Origin of the sequence: Arthrobacter sp. PAMC 25486 (genome assembly GCF_000785535.1) — a bacterium.
Taxonomy (GTDB): domain Bacteria; phylum Actinomycetota; class Actinomycetes; order Actinomycetales; family Micrococcaceae; genus Specibacter.
Genome location: NZ_CP007595.1, coordinates 2,517,470 through 2,533,834, shown reverse-complemented (window position 1 = coordinate 2,533,834; position 16,365 = coordinate 2,517,470). Strand labels below are relative to the sequence as shown.

The 16,365-nt window shown below is 61.4% G+C and carries 19 protein-coding genes and 1 riboswitch; of the genes, 11 read left to right on the top strand and 8 right to left on the bottom strand.

Annotated elements, in window-relative coordinates; all coding sequences use genetic code 11:
• Nucleotides 1-140: 140 nt before the first annotated feature.
• Nucleotides 141-1,793 carry a DHA2 family efflux MFS transporter permease subunit gene (locus tag art_RS11610; protein WP_038465116.1) on the bottom strand — a complete coding sequence of 551 codons (1,653 nt, stop codon included), beginning with the start codon at nt 1,791-1,793 and terminating at the stop codon, nt 141-143.
• A 566-nt stretch (nt 1,794-2,359) separates the two neighbouring features.
• On the bottom strand, nt 2,360-3,091 hold the full coding sequence (locus tag art_RS11605) for a hypothetical protein (RefSeq protein ID WP_038465115.1): 732 nt from the start codon (nt 3,089-3,091) through the stop codon (nt 2,360-2,362).
• A 129-nt stretch (nt 3,092-3,220) separates the two neighbouring features.
• Here art_RS11605 and art_RS22535 point away from each other — a divergent pair, with 129 nt between their 5' ends.
• The gene (locus art_RS22535; RefSeq protein ID WP_162182055.1) at nt 3,221-3,565 is read left to right on the top strand and encodes a hypothetical protein; all 345 of its coding nucleotides are present in this window, start codon (nt 3,221-3,223) and stop codon (nt 3,563-3,565) included.
• A 171-nt stretch (nt 3,566-3,736) separates the two neighbouring features.
• Here the strand turns inward: art_RS22535 and art_RS11600 are convergent, their stop codons facing one another.
• Nucleotides 3,737-4,048, bottom strand: a complete 312-nt coding sequence (locus tag art_RS11600; RefSeq protein ID WP_038465112.1) for a hypothetical protein — start codon at nt 4,046-4,048, stop codon at nt 3,737-3,739.
• Between the two features lie 308 nt (nt 4,049-4,356).
• Here art_RS11600 and art_RS11595 point away from each other — a divergent pair, with 308 nt between their 5' ends.
• Complete coding sequence (locus tag art_RS11595) at nt 4,357-5,193, top strand: phosphotransferase (RefSeq protein ID WP_157875246.1); 837 nt, start codon at nt 4,357-4,359, stop codon at nt 5,191-5,193.
• Nucleotides 5,194-5,251: 58 nt separating this feature from the next.
• Complete coding sequence (locus art_RS22250; protein WP_157875245.1) at nt 5,252-5,389, top strand: hypothetical protein; 138 nt, start codon at nt 5,252-5,254, stop codon at nt 5,387-5,389.
• 646 nt (nt 5,390-6,035) lie between these two features.
• Here the strand turns inward: art_RS22250 and art_RS11585 are convergent.
• From art_RS11585 to art_RS11575, 3 genes are read right to left on the bottom strand one after another with little or no spacing between them, the layout of a single operon-like run.
• Nucleotides 6,036-6,836, bottom strand: coding sequence for an SDR family oxidoreductase (locus tag art_RS11585; protein ID WP_038465108.1), 801 nt, complete (start codon nt 6,834-6,836; stop codon nt 6,036-6,038).
• The gene (locus tag art_RS11580) at nt 6,833-7,321 is read right to left on the bottom strand and encodes a MarR family winged helix-turn-helix transcriptional regulator (RefSeq protein ID WP_038465106.1); all 489 of its coding nucleotides are present in this window, start codon (nt 7,319-7,321) and stop codon (nt 6,833-6,835) included. Before art_RS11580 ends, art_RS11585 begins: the two co-directional genes overlap by 4 nt.
• Nucleotides 7,322-7,346: 25 nt before the next feature.
• On the bottom strand, nt 7,347-8,090 hold the full coding sequence (locus art_RS11575; protein ID WP_038465104.1) for an SDR family NAD(P)-dependent oxidoreductase: 744 nt from the start codon (nt 8,088-8,090) through the stop codon (nt 7,347-7,349).
• A gap of 398 nt (nt 8,091-8,488) precedes the next feature.
• Between art_RS11575 and art_RS11570 the strand changes: the two genes are divergently transcribed.
• Nucleotides 8,489-9,781: an adenylosuccinate synthase gene (locus tag art_RS11570; protein WP_038469845.1), complete on the top strand. Its 1,293-nt coding sequence runs from the start codon at nt 8,489-8,491 to the stop codon at nt 9,779-9,781.
• An 81-nt stretch (nt 9,782-9,862) separates the two neighbouring features.
• Here art_RS11570 and art_RS11565 read toward each other — a convergent pair whose 3' ends face one another.
• On the bottom strand, nt 9,863-10,138 hold the full coding sequence (locus art_RS11565; protein WP_162182010.1) for a hypothetical protein: 276 nt from the start codon (nt 10,136-10,138) through the stop codon (nt 9,863-9,865).
• A 193-nt stretch (nt 10,139-10,331) separates the two neighbouring features.
• Between art_RS11565 and art_RS11560 the strand changes: the two genes are divergently transcribed.
• Nucleotides 10,332-11,138 (top strand): carbon-nitrogen hydrolase family protein, encoded by an 807-nt coding sequence (locus art_RS11560; protein WP_038469842.1) that lies wholly within the window; start codon nt 10,332-10,334, stop codon nt 11,136-11,138.
• A 62-nt stretch (nt 11,139-11,200) separates the two neighbouring features.
• Complete coding sequence (locus art_RS11555; protein WP_038465100.1) at nt 11,201-11,713, top strand: SUKH-4 family immunity protein; 513 nt, start codon at nt 11,201-11,203, stop codon at nt 11,711-11,713.
• Between the two features lie 73 nt (nt 11,714-11,786).
• Here art_RS11555 and art_RS11550 read toward each other — a convergent pair whose 3' ends face one another.
• Nucleotides 11,787-12,992 (bottom strand): cobalamin-independent methionine synthase II family protein, encoded by a 1,206-nt coding sequence (locus tag art_RS11550; protein WP_038465098.1) that lies wholly within the window; start codon nt 12,990-12,992, stop codon nt 11,787-11,789.
• 11 nt (nt 12,993-13,003) lie between these two features.
• A riboswitch (SAM riboswitch) is annotated at nt 13,004-13,126 on the bottom strand.
• Between the two features lie 160 nt (nt 13,127-13,286).
• On the opposite strand from art_RS11550, the gene art_RS11545 reads away from it, so the two are divergent.
• From art_RS11545 to art_RS11520, 5 genes are read left to right on the top strand one after another with little or no spacing between them, the layout of a single operon-like run.
• Entirely contained in the window at nt 13,287-13,703 is a 417-nt protein-coding gene (locus art_RS11545; RefSeq protein WP_038465096.1) for a CoA-binding protein, read from the top strand.
• Nucleotides 13,704-13,732: 29 nt separating this feature from the next.
• A complete protein-coding gene (locus tag art_RS22955; RefSeq protein WP_253901333.1) occupies nt 13,733-14,677 on the top strand; it encodes a polysaccharide deacetylase family protein in 945 nt (314 codons plus the stop codon).
• Between the two features lie 37 nt (nt 14,678-14,714).
• Nucleotides 14,715-15,296 (top strand): dihydrofolate reductase family protein, encoded by a 582-nt coding sequence (locus art_RS11530; protein ID WP_038465094.1) that lies wholly within the window; start codon nt 14,715-14,717, stop codon nt 15,294-15,296.
• On the top strand, nt 15,293-15,700 hold the full coding sequence (locus art_RS11525) for an MmcQ/YjbR family DNA-binding protein (RefSeq protein WP_367643734.1): 408 nt from the start codon (nt 15,293-15,295) through the stop codon (nt 15,698-15,700). The genes art_RS11530 and art_RS11525 overlap by 4 nt, the downstream gene beginning before the upstream one ends.
• Entirely contained in the window at nt 15,684-16,256 is a 573-nt protein-coding gene (locus art_RS11520; protein WP_038465092.1) for a DUF1990 family protein, read from the top strand. The genes art_RS11525 and art_RS11520 overlap by 17 nt, the downstream gene beginning before the upstream one ends.
• The last annotated feature ends 109 nt before the right edge of the window (nt 16,257-16,365 follow it).

Sequence of the window (16,365 nt, the reverse complement as noted above, 5' to 3'; positions counted from 1 at the left end):
GCACTTGGCGGACCGATTTCACCCGTTTTGAGCCTGTTTGGTCTAACAAGTGCGTCCTCGATGACGGGACCTGGACGCTGGCCATCGATGACGGCTGTTGCGTCCGCCAGGAACAGACTGTTCAAGGACTGGGCAGCGGCTCAAATGCCAGGTGTCGCGTGGACTTTCCGGGACGCGGCGGCCACAAAGAACGAGCCCACCAGGCCAATAAACAGGAAGGCCGCGGCTGCCAGAACGGAGGCACTGACGGCCTGGGCGAAACCATCGGCCATAGCGCTGGCCGCGGCAGGTCCGGCGTCGCCCAACGGACCATGCGTGCCTGCTTGACTCAGCTGAGGCACGACGCCGCCCGCCGAGTCACGCAGTTGACCCGCCAGGGTGCCCACCTGATTGACAGGAACACCCGGAACGGCGCCCAGCAATTCCGTTGCTCGGGAGACGGCATAATGAGCGAGCACGCTGCCCATGATGGCCGAGCCCAGCGCCGCGCCCAACTGCCGGACAGTGCTCTGGGTGGCCGATCCCTGGCCCGAAACGGCTGTGGGAATGTCCGCCAGAACAGTCCCCGTCAACTGTGCCGACGCAAGGCCCAATCCTAGGCCGTACACCACGAGAAGTACGGCAATGAGCCAGATTGATGTGCTGGAGGTGATGAGCAACGCCAGCGCCAGCAGCCCCGCCGTCTCCAACGCCAGCCCGATAATCACAACATTGGGCGGGCCCATCCGTGCAGCCAAATGCCGGGCGGAGGCTCCGGAGAAGAAGGCTCCAAGGGCCATGGCGGCCAGCACGAAGCCGGCATTAAGTGTACCCAATCCCAGAATGTTGATCAGGTAAAGCGGCAGCACCAGGAGTAGGCCAAACTCGCCAATTGCCACCGTGGCAGCCACGGCGTTGCCCCAGGAGAACGTCTTTACCCGGAATAACGTCAGGTCCAAAATGGCGGAACGGCCAACGCGTGCCCGGCGCTTTTCCCACAGCACAAAGCCCAGAAGCAGCACAATGCTTGCGGCGAGCGTCAGTGGAACTGCCGAGATGGCCGCGTCGGCCGGCCAGCTGACGGGTCCCAGGTTGAGCGCACTCTTGGCGGACCACCAGCCCAGGGCGGGACCCTCAATCACGGCGAAGACGAACAGGCCAAAGCCGGAGGCGCTAAGCAGCAGGCCCACGATGTCCAGCCCGGAGGTGTCGTGCGGGGTGCGGGTTTCGGGCACCCAGAGAACGGCGCCGACCAGCACAGCTAGGCCCAGGGGGATGTTCACAATGAAGATCCATTGCCAGGCAAAGGAGGAGGTCAGCCAACCTCCCAAGAGCGGCCCAATCGCCGCCATGCCGGAGATGACAGCGCCCCAGATGGCAAACGCCGTCGTCCTGTCCTTGCCGAAAAACGTGGAATTGACGCTGGACAGCGTGGCCGGCAGCACCGCCGCGCCGCCCACGCCCTGCAGGACGCGGCTGAGAATCAATCCGCCGGCATCGTGGGACAGCGCGGCGAAAATGCTGCCCGCCATGAACAGCACGACGCCGATCATGAACAGTTTGCGCCGTCCGAACCTGTCGCCCAGGCGCCCGCTCGTCAGCAGCAGGGCAGCCAACACCACCGAATACAGGCTGTTGACCCACTGTGCTTCGTTCAGGTCCAGATGCAGGTCGTCGATGATCGTTGGCAACGAGACACCCACAATGGTGCCGTCGATGACGATCATGGACAGCCCGGCCGCCAAGACGCCGAGGCCCGCCCACTTGTTGCGTGATGATCCTTTTGCTGATGCACTTTCCTTTAGCTGCTGCATACCTACAAACTATGCCTGCTACAAAGTGGATCCATCAACCATTTGGATGAAAACGGCCCAGCCTGCACAAAAATCGAGGACGCACTTGTTGGACAAAAACGCTCCAATGCGTCAAATATAAGATCCCGACCCGGCTGTCACCAGAGGATCGTTCTGACCTGCGACGACGCCCGGCCCTCGAACGCTGAAGTTCTCAGTTTCGTGTCAGTTTCCTTTCGCGGCCCATCAATGTTGACGAAAATCTCGGCAAGATATTCCAAATTCGATGACAAATCTTCCTCGGATCAGTGGTCTTGGCGAGCCTCAAGCCCGCGGTTGTCAAAGCCAGAAGAATGGGCTCGTACGGGACGAAAACTCCGTCCCGTATAGGGGAGGCGCACCGGGCTTTTTGGCGGGCAGGGTATACGGGAATCTGAGGGCCGCGGAAGCACGCTGTGTCTGTCATTTTCAGAAGTCCTCTGCACAGGTTCCGGTGAACGACCGGCTTGCGGGACACCTGGCACAGCTGTCTCCGGCAAGTCCGATTAGGGGACCTGAACGCACGAATGTGGAGAAATCTGGGGCGTTCACATCGCGGGTTGTTTGACGGCCAACGTTAGTGAACGCTGCGCTTCCTGGCGTATTGCCGGTATCGCACATTCATCAATAACTTCTTGGAGGATCGTTAGAGTGTCTGAATGGTTGAAACTCTCGAAGGCGCGCACAATTTTCCACCGCATTAGCTCATCATTTAGGCTGCTGTGAAGTCTACCGATCAGCGCGCGCAGTGCAGCCAACCGATCCGTTGCCGTCACTGATGAATAGAAGCACATGAAGCCAACCGCATCGATGACCTCTACCACCTGAACCCGTGGTCCGTCGTGAACGGCAGCGGTCAATATCGGCAGGACTGTGGGGTCCATTCGAGCAAGAACTCGCGCCACAATATCTCGTGGAAGCGGATAGCTTGATTTCTTGAACGCCTCAGGGGATGGATGCTTGTGTTGATTCCTTCCGATCGTACCGAGCAGCGGAATGAGAACATGCGCGGTTTCTTCTCCGCCGGTTTGGAGTGCTTCACAGAGCACGATCTTGGTGTACAGCTTGGTTTCCCGCGTCAGTCGCTCCGCAAAAATTCGGTTCACCGAAGCACCCGATTGTGCCGTCTGTGAGAGCAGGTGAATGGCCGCGGATCGTTCAACGGCATCGTCGGATTCCAGCTGTCGAATCAGGTCCGTCGTCGACAGGTGGGTGAATGCGGCGACGTCCTCGGTACTCAGGAATCCACGACTACGCAATTGGCTTATTTGGCTCTTCATTTGATCGCAACTGTATCTTGAGCAGGTCAGATCAACTGCTGCCCCGCAGGAGGTCCCTTCACTGATTAGTCTGCCTGCCGATCTCTCTACTTCCTAGGGTGGTGCAGTGTCATATGACAAACTGAGACTATGGACCGTAAGTATCTCGCTCGTGTCGCGGCAGCATTTTTGGTCGTCGTTGCCATGACTGGCTGCGCCTCCGGTTCTCAATCCGGAAGTGTTGAGGTCGAAGTTCGCACGATGGCGCCTGGTGCTCAAGGTAACTCTTATAAGGTGAAGATCATCGGCCCTGATGGGGACTTAGCCACTTCGCAAGAAGTCTCAGTGGGATCCACTTACGGCATCGAAGGTATCCCCTTTGGGCGGGTCTCAGTCGAGGCAACTTCAGGGTGCACAGTTGAAAGTGAGTTGACTGTAGAGTCGCCCACGATGCGGATGGTAATAGACGGGGAAAACTGCATTCTCGCTGACTAGCCCATTCAGTCACGCGCCTAGACTGCCGCCGCATCTGTCCTCCAGTGACAGTTATCGGAATCTCGTTGGCCTCAAAATGTTGCCCTCGAGCGCGCTGCCCCACTGAGCGTTCCCCATCTGGGGTTTTGGTGGGCATTTCTACGACCGAGAGCCACCCCTGCATTGGAGCAGTTACCCGGCACTGTTTCCATGCATCCGCGCTGGAATATGAACTGGGAAGTCTTCTTCGCCTATGCCTCCGGCCGTATAGAACGAATCCTGGAAGGAGTGAGCCTCCTCAACCAACGCTTCCCTGGACATCCGTGAAGCACCGTCTGGATCGTTTGGTGCAACCTCGCCACCACCACGCCCGATCGTGAACCCGTAGGTTCCGTCCGCCGGCCCATTGAGCCAGGAAAAGTCGTAGCTGAGCCTCCCATCAGGCTGGTACCTCTCGCTGATACGGAACAGCTCGTGATCAACGGAGATTTCGAAATCGCCCATACGACGAGCCTAAACTGATTCTCAGGACTCGCCCATCACTGGCTCCCGTTGGCGGTACTCGGCGCCAGAAGCTGTGGGCGTGCCGTTGCCACAGCAGGTCAACCCCGTCCCGCTCAAGGTTCCACTTGCACGGCGGTAGTAGGCGCCACACCTGAGAACATTGGCCAACGGTGGAACGTGCTGCGGGGCCCTGTTTGTAGAATCGGACAATGGCGGTAAGAGCAATATCCATTCAAGTTGAGGCGTGGTGTTTTCGCGTGTTCGGCCATGGTGCCCTCACGTCGTTGCGTGCCGAAGCTGGCGGTCAAATGTCTCATCAGTTCCAATACGACTCCGACGAGCACGGCACTGTTGCCGTCAAAGTCCGGCCTGATTCCGCCGACAAAATCAATCGATGCCTTCAACTTCAGCGCGTTGCAGCGGATGCTGAGTTCCCCTGTGCCCGGCCGCTGAGCAGGGCTGACCTACTCGAACCGGGTTTGGTTGTCGGTGCTGAGACGTGGCTTCCCGGCGGTGAAATGTACTCCGGTGGAGAGGTTTCCTTTGCCGACCGGTCCGCGAAACTTTTGGCGGACCTGATAGGAATTCTTGAAACACAGTCCCCAACCAGGCTTGGTGCACCACCTCCGTGGATGCATTGGAATCCCCCAACGGGCGGCTTGTGGCCAACAAATCCTGTGGTTGACGCCATGGACCAAGACCTCGTACCAGGGCACGTGCATGCTATTGCCCGCGCCGTTTCGGAACGGCTGGCACAAGGAGTTTTGCCCCTGGTTGTTGGGCACGGTGACTGGGAGAGCCAAAATCTTCGCTGGCAGGGGGACCGCCCCTGGGCGGTCCACGATTGGGACAGCCTTGTTGCCCTCCCGGAAGCGGCTATTGTCGGTGCAGCATCAGGCGCCTTTGCCAGCACCGCCGTCCCAACGCTGGCAACCATCGAAAGCTCGGAAAAATTCATCAACACCTACCAGCAATCGCGTGGTAGGCGGTTTACCGAGGAAGAGCGAGAGGTTGCCTGGGTCGCAAGCCTGTGGCCTGCGCTGCATAACGCCCGCGGCGAAAGTCTCTTCCAGTCCCCGCCGGTCGCGCTAGACGCGCTCACCTGGCAGGCGCCGGAACGACTACAAAGAGCCGGCGTCCGGTAAAGGTTCCCCTTGTAGACCATCCAGTGTCCACTGGAGAATCTGACCATAGGGGAGCATCTTGAAAGCCTGGAAAATTGGCTTCGCATTCTTAGCTGCCCTCAGCATGGCGATGATCTTCAACGGAAATGGGGCACTCGTTAAGTCCAGCTACGCCGCACTGTTTGTCGTGTGCCTTGTGGTCATAGTCCTCGTGTAAAGGAAAGTTCTTTCACGCAAATGACATCGCAGGTAAAACTGGCACCCTAAGAACCGGAATACCTCACGCCATACCCACCGTCCTGCTCAGGGTTCCCTAATTGGTGAGGACAGAAATTGGGGCTGCGCTATTGCACGGTTGCTGGTGCCGCCCACGACAAGCCCGGTATTGGAAGTTTGATCCGTTGCTTGCCTACGGGCGGACCAATGCATCGTTGGTATTTCGTTTATGCCGGAATTTGGACAACTTACTCAGTGCGAAGGTGACGACCAGCCCAAAGCCAACCGCTACAGTCCAACGAATCAGCATGGGAATATCTGTGTATACGTCCAAGGCGATGTTTGCGGCAAGGGTGACAACGATACTCGTGATGACGATCAGGTTTGGACGCATGTAATCGAGGATGTCAGTTCAGCCGCGTTGGAGTCAATTAGGGCCGTCCTATAGAACGTTCCCCTTTCGGGACGCACAGAACACCGTCTAGTCAGTGATCCCCAGTCATGCGTCCAGCCCAGCATGACCCATGACTGGTGGCACTAACCTGGGCCTGGTGGCAGGCTGGTGACACGAAACCCGGACTAGTGACACGGAGCTCCGGACTCGACATCAAAGTCGGTCCAACAAGTGCGTCCTCGATGGGGACAGATTAGTTCCAGATATCGTCCCCGCGCAGCGTGGCGTCGGCCCCGCCGTCGATGTAGATGGTCTGGCCCGTGGTGTGGGTGTTCTCTTCACTGGTGAGCCACGCGAGCAGCTTGGCAATGACCACCGCGTCGGAGTGGCCGTTCAGAGGCATGGGAACGGCCGCGTCCACCATGGCCCGGCCCTCCGGTGTGGCCAGCATTGCTGCCGTCATGGCGGAAATGACAGTTCCCGGGGCCACCGCGTTCAGCGGGATTCCGGCCCCGGCGTAGCGAGGGCTGATCGATTCGCGGCGCACCCAGCGGCTCAGCGCCCGCTTGCTCGAGGGGTAGTTCAGGTACCCGGACTCCGGGCCCTGTTCGGCCAGTGCGGCCCCGATTTCCACGGCCCTTGTCTCGTCGCCTGCCAGCATGGCCTCAACCTGTTCGGTGGAGTTGGGCTGCAATGAGGCCATGGAACTGACGACGGCGGCACGCGGGCTTGCGCTTTTGGCCAGCGAGGGTGCCAGGTGCTCCAGGAATTCGGTGACACCGAAGAAGTTCACGCTGGCGGTCAGCGGGATGGGCGCGGAGATGCCGGCGCAGGCGATCACGGCATCGACTGTTCCGCCGGCTGCCGCCAAAGCGGCTTCGGCTGCGGCCCTGCGTCCCTCGGTGCTGCCCAGATCGGCTTGGACGTCGGCCCCCTTGAGGTCAACGCCCACGACAGTTGCGCCGCGTTCGCGCAATAGTTCGGCGGTGGCCAGTCCGATTCCCGAGCCGGCTCCGGTGATGATGTAGGTACGGTTGGATGCGGTGGCAGTCATTGCATTGCTCCTTCAGTATCTCCCGGCGCAGATGGCTCGGGACGTGTGTGGTTCGCTCGAAGTTGAGTCGAAAAACTAACGGTGGATTGCTCCAATTTCGCAAGCATGCGCACAAGCTCCGTGCGTTCATCCGGGGACCAATCCCGCAGGAGGTCCTCCACGAGGCCGTCTCCGGCGCGGACGAACGACTGTGCCACGCGATGCCCGGCGACGGTCAGGTTCACCAGACTTGCGCGGGCGTCGACGGGATCCGGAATTCTGTCGACCATGCCGGAATCGCTCAGCCGGGCTACAACCTTGCTCACGTTGGACGCTCCGGTGACCATCTTCTTGGCCAGTGCGGACGGGCGCATGGGGCCGTCCGCGGACAGGAACGTGATCATTGTGATGGCGGCCGGATCCAGGTCCACGCCCTCCCTGGCCACGACGGCGGACAGAAAGTCAGGCGCCGTCCATTCCCCAATGATCCGGGTCAATGAAGCCATGAGCGCTTCTTGGTAGCTGCCTGAACTAGGCACTGGTTCCGCCATCAACCGGCAGCACCACGCCAGTCACGAAGCTGGCCTCCTCGGACAACAGCCAACTAACGGCATTGGCAATTTCTTCGGGCTGGCCCAGGCGCTTCATGGGGATCACTGCAGCGTAGCCCTCCCTGGCTTCTGCGGGAAGTGACGCCAGGGCTGCGGTTTCGATGGCGCCGGGCGCCACGGCGTTGACGCGGATGCCGTGCTCGGCATTTTCCATTGCAACGCTGCGCGTCAGGCTGACAACACCGTGCTTGGCAGCGCCATAGGGCGTCAGCGTCGGGGTGGCTGAGATTCCGGCGGTCGAGGCAATGTTGACCACGGCACCGCCGCCATTGGCACGGAAGTGGGCAATCTGCGTCTTCAGGGCCAAGAATGTTCCGCGCAGCGTGATGTTGACGACGCGGTCCCAGTCGGCCTCAGATGTGCTCTCCAACCGCTGGGGCATGGCCCCGACGCCGGCGTTGTTGACGGCCAAATCCAGCCCGCCAAAAGTCTCGAGCGTGAACGCTATGAGAGAGTCAACGTCCCCGGCAATGCTGACGTCGGCGTGCTTGTAGGCGGCCCGGCCACCGGCGGCGGTGATTAGATCGACAGTTTCCGCACCGGCCCCGTCGTTGATGTCAGAAACCACGACGGCGGCTCCCTCACTCGCCAACCGGAGCGCAATCGCGCGGCCAATTCCTGCCCCGGCTGCGGTGACCACGGCGGTTTTGTTTACAAAGATCATGACTTCTCCTGGCGTTTGCGAGCGGTTGCGAAATATTTAGTGTCGTAGGGACAGCATATCTCTTTTGCTGTCCTAGCGACACTAAATGACGTGGTGTTTGTGAAAACATCCCGAAAGGGAAGGAGCGTCGAGCGGAACACCCTGAAAGGGGAAGGAGCGTCGAGGATAGGCGGGGAGGGGGCTCAGCCGTCGTTCATGTAATGGCGCCAATGTGCGCCGTGGTGGGCATTCCGGTAAACTCGGGACGTAAGACCCCCTTGATCGTTTGCCAGCCGGCGTCAAAAGCCAGTGCTGGCCAGTGGTTCCCAAGGGGCATTTTCGTGCCCGGACGCTGTGCGGTGGAACCTCCGCCGCATGCTGCAGCGCCGGCTCAACTTATGAGCAAGGGGGAGGGTCCCATGCCAGCAATCGTAATCGTCGGCGCCCAGTGGGGTGACGAAGGTAAAGGCAAGGCCACAGATCTTCTAGGTGGTTTGGTCGACTATGTTGTGAAGCCCAATGGTGGCAACAACGCAGGACACACAGTAGTTGTCGGCGGTGAGAAGTATGAGCTCAAGCTCCTTCCCGCCGGAATTTTGAGCCCCAACGCAGTGCCCATCATCGGCAACGGCTGCGTGGTGAACCTCGAGGCGTTGTTTGAGGAAATCGAGGGCTTGGAAGCCCGCGGTGCGGACACGTCCAAGCTGCGCATTTCCGCCAACGCCCACCTGGTGGCCCCGTACCACCAGGTGCTGGACAAGGTCACCGAGCGGTTCCTGGGCAGCCGCGCCATAGGCACCACCGGCCGCGGCATTGGCCCGGCCTACATGGACAAGGTGGCCCGCCTGGGCATCCGCGTCCAGGACCTTTTTGACGAGTCCATCCTGCGCCAAAAGGTGGAGGGTTCGCTCAAGCAGAAGAACCAGCTGCTGGTGAAGGTGTACAACCGCCGCAACGTTGAAGTTGAAGAGATCGTGGAGTACTTCCTCGCCTTCGCCGAGCGCGTGCGGCCCATGGTCATTGACGCAACCTATGTGTTGAATGAAGCCCTGGATCGCGGGGAAGTAGTGCTCATGGAAGGCGGCCAGGCCACGTTCCTGGACGTGGACCACGGCACCTACCCGTTCGTCACCTCCTCCAACCCGACCGCCGGTGGCGCGTCGGTTGGTTCGGGCATCGGCCCCACCCGCATCACCCGTTCCGTGGGCATCATCAAGGCCTACACCACGCGTGTTGGCGCCGGCCCGTTCCCCACGGAACTCTTCGATGACATGGGCATCTACCTGCAGACAACCGGCGGCGAATTCGGTGTCAACACCGGCCGCCCGCGCCGCTGCGGCTGGTACGACGCCGTCCTGGCCCGCCACGCCTCGCGCGTCAACGGCTTCACGGACTACTTCGTCACCAAGCTGGACGTGCTCACCAACATCGAGTCGATCCCCGTCTGTGTTGCCTATGACGTGGACGGCGTGCGCCATGACGAAATGCCCATGACGCAGACCGAATTCCACCACGCCAAGCCCATTTTCGAGTACTTCCCGGGCTGGACCGAGGACATCACCACGGCCCGCACCATGGAAGATCTGCCCGAGAACGCGCGCAACTACATCCTGGCCCTCGAGGGCATATCCGGCACCCGGATCTCCGCCATCGGCGTGGGCCCGGACCGCGACCAGACCATCGTGCGCCACGACCTGATCAACGACAAATAACTCGCGCTGACCACAGCGCTTGGGAAGGACGACGGCGGAACTTAAGTTCCGCCGTCGTCCTTCCCTTTTTGCTGGGGTGCTTCAGGCACCGTCTCCCAGCACCAGCCGAACCGCGGCCTCGGCAGTCAGGCGGGTGGTGGGGAAACCACGCCGCGCACCAGCTGTAAATGATCCGGGACACTCCGCTCGCTGGCCGGCGTCGAGAACTAGCCCGTCCACGCCGTGTCCGGCGATGCGGCCCTGGTAAAAGTCCTCCTCCATGGTGAACGCGGTGCCCAGCAGGCCCACCGCCTCACGCCGCTGCGTTTCCAGGGCCAACAGTTTCCCGGCGGTGTCCCCTGGACTGCAGCGCCTCAATGTTGGAAAAGTCCATGTACGCCATGACGCGGCGGGCCGAGTGGAGCCCGCCGGGCCGGTCCCGTGCCGACTCATGCCACCCAACAGCCCAATAGTCTTCAACCGTGCGTCCTACTGCGCACCGCCGTGGTGCGGCCGCGGCCAGGGCGGCTAGGCTGGATGTACAAGGAATCGAGTGGAGAGGCCCATTGCCATGAAGGTCAGCGTTGGACAGTTCAATCCAGGTGCAGATGTTGTTGAAAACCTGGCCACGATGCGCAGGCTTTCCGTTGCTGCGGCACAGGATGGCGGCAAGCTGGTGGTGTTCCCGGAAGAAGCCATGTTCTCGGTGGGACGGATCAAGGGCGATTTTTCCGCAGCCGTTGATGCTCACTGGACCACGTTTGTCCAAGGACTGTCCATGATTGCCTCCGACGTGGGGATTGCCGTCATCGCCGGCGGCTACGAATCCAGTGGGGAGGCCCGCCCGTACAATACCGTGGTGGCGGTTGGTGATGACGGGGAAATCCTTGGCACCTACCGCAAGCTGCACCTCTACGACGCCTTTTCCTACCAAGAATCAACCCGGATCAAGCCCAGCGACCGCGGTGTCACCATTGTGGAAATTGGTGGCTTCAAGGTGGGTATCATGACCTGCTATGACATCCGCTTCCCCGAATTGGCCCGCACGCTGGCAGTCTCCGGCGTGGACCTGCTCTGTGTCTCGGCCGCCTGGTTCAAGGGCGAGCACAAGATCGAGCACTGGGAGACGCTGCTCAAAGCCCGGGCCATTGAAAACACCTGCTGGGTGGCGGCCGCAGGCACCTCCAGCGACCACTGCATCGGCCATTCGGCCATCCTTGACCCCATGGGCATTCCGACGGATTTCCTCAACGACGAGGCCGAAGGTGTGGCCACGGCCGACGTCACGCACAGGCGCATTGAAGAAGTGCGTGAGTTCTTGCCCGTGCTGCTCAACCGCCGTTTTGACAGCAGCTCCGAGGTGCTCCCGGCGGGCTGAAACTCCCCGTTGACGCGGATACCGGCTGTGATTAGGGTCAAGACTAAGGGCAGGAGGAAATCATGAACGACTCCGAGATCTGGTCGGTGTTGGAAACGATGTATCCGGTTGCGTTGGAAGACGTGCCGTTGGACGGTGACTGGCTCAAACCACCCTTCGCCGACGACGCTGGCGGGCGTGCAATCGTGTGCAACGACGGCGATTTTCAATTTGTCGTGGTCAATCGCAAGACCGGGGCAGTGCTGTTTGTCTGCGAGGACGAGGAATCCTTGATCGCCTCTTCACTGGGCACCTTGGCGCCCATTATTGCTGCGTGGGGCTCCATCGACAGGGACACTGTGGGCCCCGAGGACGACGAGGACTTTTCTGCCGTCAAGAAATCATTCCAGGATCAGTTGCAGGCGCTGGATCCGTCAGCCGCAGCCGGCAACGAGTTTTGGGCGCTCTACACCGACGAACTCACCAATGAGGACTACGTCGACATAGACGACGTAGCCGAGGATGAGGACGAGCCGGAAACTGATTCCGGGGACAACGACCGGCCAGGTGCCGACGAGTCATTCGTGGACGCCTGACCCGGCGAACACATAAACACACCAGCGGCTGCAGCGGACGTCATGTCTGCCGCAGCCGCTGGTGTTGTGGGGACTATTTCCAGAGGCGCTTGCTGGCTAGTGCGGCACCTTCGCCCAGTGTCGCCAGTTTGGCGGCGGCAATCTGCGGGTGGACGCGGCCGCCTAGGCCGCAGTCGGTGGAGGCAATCACGGACTCACGGCCCACTACTGAAGCGAAGCGCTCGATGCGGTCCGCCACCAGTTCCGGGTGCTCCACCACGTTGGTGGCGTGCGAGACGATGCCCGGCACAATCAGCTTGCCTTCGGGCAGCGTGGTGTCCTGCCACACCTTCCACTCATGCTCGTGGCGGACATTGGCTGCTTCAAAAGAGTAGGACCCGGCGTTGATCATAAGCATGGTGTCCACAAGGTCGGGGAACGGCAGATCGGTGGTGTGCGGACCATGCCAGGAACCCCAGCACAGGTGGAAGCGGATCTGCTCTTCCGGCAGGCCGCGCAGCGCATAGTTCAGTGCCTCAACCCTGATTTGGGTGAACTTGAGGTAATCCTCAACAGATGGCTCGGGCGAGACCTGATCCCAGTTTTCGGCAATGGAGGGGTCGTCGATCTGCACCGTCAGCCCGGCGTCGATGATAGCCGTGTATTCCTGCCGCAGCACGTCGGCACAGGCGTAAATGAACTCTTCCTCCGTGGCGTAGTGCTCGTTGGAGATGCGTGATGCGCTGCCGGGGGACAGGGCAGCCACGAAGCCTTCGGTGACGCCTGCCCGGGCCATGCCCGTGGTGAGGTTCTTAATGTCGGAGGCAACGGCGTCGTGCCCGGTGTACGTCAAGGGGCCGGTGCACTTCGGGAACAGCTTCGCTCCGGCGGAGAAGATTCCGGAGGTGGGGTCGTTGTACGCCTCGGCGAAAATGTTGCGGTCGCGGCGGTGCACAAAGCCCGTCAGAGCAACATTGCCCGGTGTTGAATCAACGGCGTCCACAGCCCATTTCTGGTCCGAATCCAGTTCCAGGCCGCCCATGCGCGCGAAGGAGTAGGACCACCAGGCGCCGTAATCAACGGAGTCGGACATGGCGTGGCCGAACTCGCCGTCGTTGACAATGTCGATCCCGGCGGCCTTCTGGCGGGCCACCACATCAATGACGGATTCCTCCAGCAGCGCCTCAAATTCTGCCGTGACACCCCTGGCTTCCTTGACCTCATTGGCTGCAAGGAGGGCGGCGGTGCGGGGCAGCGAACCGGCATGGCTGGTGCGGATGTGGGTGGTATTTAAAGACACGAGGAGATTCCTTTCCATCGTTTCTGGCGGTAGCACCGTTCCTCTGCACTGCCGCACCTGCGGGACAGGGACAGTACGTTGGACGGTTGCTGCGGCGTCAACAAGCCAGGTCTCTCGGCCGCTCTGGATGGGAAGTTTCCAGCCTAGTGCCGGGATCCAGCCCTGCAGAAATTGCCGCTTTGGATGTGACAGGCCGGTTTGCTTTGAGGCTTTGGATGTGGCCCTCGGCGCGGCTTTCAGCGAACTTCCGCGGGGCGCAGGCAATTCCGTGGCCCGCGGCGATAAGCTCAAAACATGGCACACACCAATGATCCACACGTTGTCCGCAGGCTCCTGACCACACCCGGGCGCTGGGCTGTGGTGGGCTTGTCCAACAATCCGCTGCGCGCTGCCGTGGGGGTTGCCCTGTTCCTCCAGCAGCAGCTGGGACAAGAGATCATTCCCGTGAGCCTGAAGGGCGACGATGTGCATGGCGCCAAAGGCTACAAAACCCTGGCCGAGGTCCCCGGCCACATCGACGTCGTTGACTGCTTTGTGAACTCCTCCCACGTGGGGTCCGTGGTTGACCAGGCCGTTGCCGTGGGCGCCAGTGCCGTCTGGCTGCAACTCGGTGTGGTTGACGAGGCAGCGGCACTGCGCGCCCCTGCCGCAGGACTGGACGTGGTCATGGACAGCTGCCCGAAAATTGAAGCCGCCAGGCTGGGCCTCTAACACAACAGCAACAACTGTCGAAGGAAAACATGCCGCGCCACCTTCATCTCACCCGCCCCCGCCGCTGGATCGGATTGCTCACACTTGCGCTGGCGGCTGCCCTCGTGGCCACAGGAATCTGGTGGATTGCCACTATCCCCCAACCCCCGGCACAGGCAGGCGGGACCTCCGCAAGCACGGCCACCTTCGAAACCTCCACGCCCGGACGTACGGTTCCCACAAGTACGGCGGCCGCTGCATCGGCGACCACAGCGGCCGGTGCCACGGCGCGCCCGACGCCCGCTCCGCCGTCGAACATCCCCACCAGTGCAGCGGCGCTCGACCCGGTGACAGGGCGGGTCAGCACCCTGGACGGGCTGGTGCCTGACTATGTGCTGCCGCCCGTTGAGAACGGCCTGGCACCGGTGCTGACCAAGATTCCCACCGAGCAAAAAGTGGTGTTTCTGACCATTGACGACGGCGCGGTGAAGCGTGATGCGGACCTGGCGCTGTTGGAGCAGAACGGGATCAAGGCGTCGCTGTTCCTCGCCCACACGTTCATTGCCGGCGAGCCGGCGTTCTACAAGAAATACACACAGGCCGGGCACCTCGTCGAGAATCACAGCATGACCCATAATCTAGGCTTCATCCAGTTGGGCTACGAAGAGCAAAAGGCCGAGATTTGCGGCATGGCCGACTTTGCGGAACAGCAGTATGGCCGGCGACCGGTGTTCTTTCGGCCGCCGGGAGGGCCCTATACGCAGGCGACGCGGGCGGCCGTGGCGGCATGCGGGCTGAAGGCGATCGTGGACTGGGAAGCGAAGGCGAACGCGGGCGGCATGGACTACCAGGTTGGTGCGGGTCTGCGGCCGGGGGACATAGTCCTGATGCATTTCCGGCCGGAATTTCCGGCCGACCTGGCGGCCTTCATCGCCGCACAAGAGGCTGCCGGGCTCAAGGTTGTGCTGCTGGAAGACTATCTGGGCGCAAAGTAACTCCCGCCCGGTCCCTGCACCGGGTAGCGTTGCTTCCATGACCCGAATTGTTTACTACACGGCTGCGACCCTGAACGGCTTCCTGGCGGACCAGCAGCACTCGCTGGACTGGCTGTTTGCCGTGGACGACGCCGGAGCGCCCGACATCGCGGCCTTCATGGACACCATGGGGGTCTTTGTTGAAGGCTCCTCCACCTACGAATGGGTGTTGAAGGCCGAGAACCTGCTCGCCGAGCCAGCCAAGTGGCAGCAGTACTACGGCACCAAGCCCACCTACGTTTTCACCTCCCGGTCGCTGCCCGTTCCGGAGGGAGCAGACGTCCGTTTCTTCAATGGTTCTGTGGAGGACGTGCTGGCGGAAATCAAGGACGCGGCCGGGAACCTCGACGTGTGGGTTGTGGGGGGCGGCGACCTCGCAGGACAATTTCTGGACCTTGGCGCCCTGGACGAACTCGTTCTCACGCTTGCCCCGGCCACCCTGGTTGGCGGTGCGCCGCTGTTGCCACGCAACGTGGGTGCCGACCGGCTCAAGCTGCGCGGCGCCTCCCAGCATGGCGAATTCGCCATGCTCAACTATGACGTGCTGCCGCTGGCCGCCGCGGCGGACTCCGCGCCGTGAGCATCAATGCGGCAACCCTGCGTGCCGCGGCACTGGCCATGCCTGGAAGCTATGAAGACTATCCATTTGGACCGGAAACCAGTGTTTTCAAGGTCAAAGCTCCCAGCAGTGGCGGATCTGTACGGGCCGGGAAGGTGTTTGCGTTGGGCAACCTCGACATTGCACCGTTGGGCATCAGCCTCAAATGCGATCCCGAACTGGCGCCGGCGCTGCGGGCTGCCCATCCCGGGATCACTGCCGGCTACCACTTGAACAAAAAGCACTGGAACACCGTGGACACCTCCTCGGTGGAGATGGAAATGGTGCTTGAAATGCTGGAAGATTCATACGACCTTGTGGTGGCCGGGCTGCCCAGGAAACAACAGATTGCCTTGGAATGGAGTGCCCATGTCGCCAAAGGATAGCCGCCTCGATTATCCGTACCTCGGCCTGACCCGGCCGGCCGCGCTCAAGCCGCCGGCCGCCGTCGTCTGGCCAAAAGGCTTTGGCCATGTGGACAAGACCACGTCCGTGGGCAACGGGCAGGCGGCGTTCGATGCGCTGGCCGAAGGCATCATGACCTGGGAAATCCAGCGCCGCTCCGGGCTGGCGGTCAAGGCGCCTGCGCGGGCGGCCGTTGGCGCCCGCATCACCAGCGGTTTTGGTGTGGGCAGCCTTAGGCTCCCGGTGCCGTGCGAAGTTGTGTGGGCCATGGAGTCGCAACTGGTGGACGGCCCGGACAACGCGCAGATCCAGCTAGCCGGCTTTGGTTACGGCACCCTGCCCGGTCATCCTGCGCTGGGCGAGGAGGCGTTCATCGCCATGATGCTGCCCGACGGTGCTGTGCAGTTTAGGCTGTTGGCCTTCAGTAAGCCTTCTGGTCTTATTTATGCCCTGGGCGCGCCCGTCACCAGGCTGACACAGGCCGGCGTCACCCGTTCCTACCAGCAGGCCGCCCGCACCCTGACCGGAGGGTTCTAACTTCGACGGGAAAACACCGTCATGATATGTGTCCCAGCCACTCTCTCCCACTGAGAGCCCTATGGCTGTCCGCACGGAGGTGGCCTGACACGGGCCGCAGACGCTGCGA